At 58.6% G+C, this 1,017-nt stretch carries 2 protein-coding genes; both read left to right on the top strand.

What is annotated here, in order from left to right:
* Nucleotides 1–51 precede the first annotated feature (51 nt).
* Entirely contained in the window at nt 52–270 is a 219-nt protein-coding gene (locus ACO6UY_RS24750; protein ID WP_422460272.1) for a helix-turn-helix domain-containing protein, read from the top strand.
* On the top strand, nt 267–983 hold the full coding sequence (locus tag ACO6UY_RS24755; RefSeq protein ID WP_422491723.1) for a hypothetical protein: 717 nt from the start codon (nt 267–269) through the stop codon (nt 981–983). The genes ACO6UY_RS24750 and ACO6UY_RS24755 overlap by 4 nt, the downstream gene beginning before the upstream one ends.
* Nucleotides 984–1,017 lie beyond the last annotated feature (34 nt).

Below are 1,017 nucleotides of genomic sequence, written 5' to 3' on the forward strand. Positions count from 1 at the left end.
AAGGCATTGCCCTGGTGGAAGTTATGCCCATGACCTCAGGAGACCCACGCCATGCAGAGCGATAATCACAAGGATTACCTCGACAAGATCTGGCTCAATACCGATGAGCTGTTTGAATACCTGGATCAGCAGTTCAGCAAAGGCACCTTGCGGAACTGGCGAACCCAGAAGAAAGGGCCCAGGCACTCCCGCATTGAGGGCAAGGTGCTCTATGCCCGGGGCGATGTGGACCAGTGGTTGAATACCCAGGTGAGAGGCGCGGGCCAATGAGTGTTGAGATGGATCTGTTTCTGGATATCGAGGGCCTGACCCGGCAGCTGGATCAGTTCCGAAGACGGCAGGTGCCCTTTGCTACGGCGCTGGCCATGACCCGGCTGGGTGGGATAGCCAAGGGGGAAGTGGAAGAGGAGATGCAGCGGGTCTTTGACCGTCCAACCCGTTACACCATGAACTCCCTGTTTCTCCGGCCAGCCCGGAAGCGGGATGTCAATCCCAAAGCGGTGGTCTGGTTCCGGGACTGGTCACCCAAGGGAACGGCGGCCACCAAGTACCTGACACCGGAAGTCCATGGCGGTGAGCGGAATACCAAGCGTTCGGAATCCCTGCTTCGTCGTCGTGGCCTGCTGGGATCGGAGGAGTTCCTGGTACCATCACGCACCGCCAAGCTGGATCGCTATGGCAACATCAGCCGTGGACAGGTGGTGAAGATGCTCTCCAATGTCCGCGCCCAGTTTGATACCAGTCAGAACACCACCAATTCCCGCAAAACCCAGTACTTTGTCGGTCGTCCCGGAGGCAAGGCCAAGGGTGTCTGGATGCGGCGGGGAAGGAAGGTACAACCCTTCATGATGATTACCCGGCAACCCAAATACCGTCGTCGTCTGGACTTCCATGGCGTGTCAGAACGGTCAATCCGTCGCCATTACAACAAAGAGTTCGGAAAGGCGCTCGCTTATGCCATCGCGACGGCAAACCGTGGCTAGGGCAGGGGGGGAGCCCATTGGGTCCTTCCCGGGG

The sequence above is a fragment of the Endozoicomonas sp. ALE010 genome (genome assembly GCF_049310165.1).
Classification (GTDB): domain Bacteria; phylum Pseudomonadota; class Gammaproteobacteria; order Pseudomonadales; family Endozoicomonadaceae; genus Endozoicomonas.